The 3,019-nt window shown below is 45.1% G+C and carries 1 protein-coding gene; it reads right to left on the minus strand.

Annotated elements, in window-relative coordinates; all coding sequences use genetic code 11:
- Window positions 1-760 precede the first annotated feature (760 nt).
- Window positions 761-2,446, minus strand: a complete 1,686-nt coding sequence (locus B879_RS20495) for a capsule assembly Wzi family protein (RefSeq protein WP_009187144.1) — start codon at window positions 2,444-2,446, stop codon at window positions 761-763.
- Window positions 2,447-3,019: the final 573 nt, after the last annotated feature.

The following is a 3,019-nucleotide window of genomic DNA, read 5'->3' on the forward strand; positions in this document are numbered from 1 at the left end:
ACGAGGGGAGATCTTTTGAACCATTAAGAAGTTAAGGAGTTTAAGGTATTCATTAAGAGTGGGGGAATAAGAGCCAAGTAAAAAGGCAAAAGTAAAAAGTAGGGTTTGGAATGTAGAATGATGAATGAAGAGTGAGGAATGGAGGGAAGAGAATGTAGAATGATGAATGATGAATGAAGAATGGGGGGAAGAGAATGTAGAATGATGAATTAAGAGTGAAGAATGGAGGGAAGAGAATGTAAAATGATGAATGAAGAGTGAAGAATGGGGGGAAGAGAATGTAGAATGATGAATTAAGAGTGAATAATGGTTCCTTTACATACAAGGTTAGCTAGTGACAGAAGCCTTTCCTTGTCACCTCGACGAAGGAGAGGTCTATTAAGAATACAGAGAAAACCATTAAGGAGTTAAGGTTTTAAGAATTTCATTAAGAAGAATTTCCGAAAAGGCCTGAAGGGCCGCTCTGTGACAGCCCAGGGTGAAGCCCTGGGAATAAGGTACAATCAAATTGAACCCGAGGTCTGAAGGACCGATTTTTGAAGTGGGAAGTCGAATTTCAGAGCATCGGGAAAGCAGCATGCGCTGAGGGGGGTACCTCTTAAGATCGTCTAAAATATTTTCAAAACCATAAACCCCAAATTGTTAACCATTAACCCGTTAACAGTTAACGATGAACCCATAAACCCTCCGAAATACTTCAGAGCCAACTGAACCATTAAACGTTGAACCATTGAGAGTTTAAGGGGTTTAAGGGGTGATATTAGAATAAATAATACAGATGTGCCTGGGTCAAAAAGTCCAAACGGTTAGGGATATACGCTTTTTGGGGCAGGTTACCTTTCCACTGGTAATTATACCCCCAAATTCCCTGCAAGCGCACATCCAAAAGCAAAGGTCCCATCACCTTTGTCCACAAAAAAGCACCGGAAAGATCCATCCAGGGCTGTGCCCCTTCCTGCTCTTCAAAAGCTGCCCAAAAAAAATCCTGATGATTTTCTACCCTCTCCAATAAAAAACCCCACTTGTCCAGGCCATGAACCCTGGAAAACTCAAGGGTCTGTACATTGGTTCCTATACCCCTGCCCAAACCCAAAAGCTGCCCCTGATGTCTGAAGCCATTGAGCCTTCCATGCGTATGCCAGCCTGAAACAACATTTCCCCCATACCGGGTCAGACGATTGATACTGTTTGATCCCTGTAGCATTTCCCCCCGCAATTGCCATACTTTTCCAGGATCTGCAGTGGCGAAAAGTTTTTGAAAACCCATCAAATATGCCCTGGCATGTTCTGGATTGAGTATAAATTCCCGCCAATCCAAGTTGTGGTCCCTTTTTCCAAATTCAAAATATAATTCCATTTGGGCTTTTGGGATCACATAGCGCGCAAATACTGTGGCCTGTTGATCTATTTCCCGGTCATCGCTAAAGCGGATATTGTCTTCATCAAACACCCTCCGCTTCTGAAAGGGTTCTAATACAGGCAGCCATCCGTTAAATGTCCTTGGCCTTCTGCTCTCATACTGCTGAAAACTTCTGGTAAATCCAATCGTCAACTGGGACAACCATTTTGGCTGATAAGTGAGCATCAGCGCATTGAGGTACCGCCAATCATTCTGAGGAAGTCCCGGCCGGAAATTGGCATTTAATTCATTGATCTGAGAAGGCTGTTTTTCCAAATCTTCCAACCTCCCTATAAGGATTTGTCCCGAAAAATCCCCTAAAAAGGTTTTGGCAGGCTTCCAGGTATTGAAACTGATATGGGGAAAACTCTGACCTGCATGACTGAACATCAAGGCATTAAACTGTCCAGGACCCCACCAAAGCTGCTGGGAGCTGACCGCCCATTCAAAAGCCCCCCATTGAAGGGCCAACTTGCTGTTCCCCCAGTGAAATGCAGATGACGGACCCTGAGAAAAAACCTCGGGCATATCACCCCTGTTCCAAAGACTTTGCCTCAGGGAGTTGACACGGGCAGGAAAACTTAATGGAAAACCATCAAAATTCCTGTTTTCAGCTACGTACCATTCCGGTTGCACAAAAGCATGCAGCATTTTCCAGCGAAACTCCACCCCTCCAGAAAGGAGGTTTTGGGCACCAACCGCAGGCCTTAACATACCCGGAGCCTGTCCATAGGGCCTTTCAGGCGAAAAACGGAAAAAATTGCGCATGGGAAGCACCCCGAAATAGTTGTTTTTTGAAATGGAATCCTCTAAATCCACGGAGAAGGTTTGCCCCAGGTAAAAAGGATTCCAGGAATCAGGGAAAATAAAACTTTCAGACCAGGGCAGCTGTAAGGGGCGGTGCATCATGGCCGTCCCCATTTGCAGTTCGCCCAGCAACTCTTTCCTTCGTAAGGCTTCTTCCAGCACCGGGAATCCTGCCGGCACCATTTGGGAAAAGACAGGAAAAGCACTTAAAAACAAGACAATACTTAAAAGTTTTTTCATTTAATTATCCTGTTGTCAACGATCAATTAAATGCTAAGGTAATTTTGCCAATCTCAAATTAATAGTTTTTAGTGGATTAATCTTTGAGGGTAATATTGTTGTCGAGTTGTCATGGTTCGGCCATGCTTTTGCGCCTGTGGCGTAGCGGACAAGTGTCAGGTTGGAGCTTGGTGGAATTGTTGGAACCATTAAAAGAGGGTTAAGGGGTTCATATACATAAAAGGGTTTCTAGTGTCAAAGGCTTCACCTTGTCATTTCCCTGCCCGTACCGTTCAGGCGGGCCTGCCCGTACCGTTCAGGCGGGGAACGAAGAGAGAAATCTAAGAGACGCTGCGCTTGGCTTTTGTTACACCGAGGGCCACGGAGAAGGCACAGAGAACCACGGAGAGAATGGTAGTGAAGAATGATGAATTAAGAGTGAAGAATGGGGTTGAATCCGCCCCGGCGGATTGAACAATGACTCACATCCCCCACCTCGTGGGACAATTTCCGTGGTTAATTTCCAAAAGCGCAGCTTTTATCCGTGTTCATCTGCGTGTATCGGTGGTTAATATGCAAAAGCGCAGCTTTTGT

This window comes from Cecembia lonarensis LW9, from assembly GCF_000298295.1.
Classification (GTDB): Bacteria; Bacteroidota; Bacteroidia; order Cytophagales; family Cyclobacteriaceae; genus Cecembia; species Cecembia lonarensis.

Coding starts and splice junctions, on each gene's coding strand:
- B879_RS20495 (WP_009187144.1), bottom strand. CDS start 2,446: ATGAAAAAACTTTTAAGTATTGTCTTGTTTTTAAGTGCTTTTCCTGTC.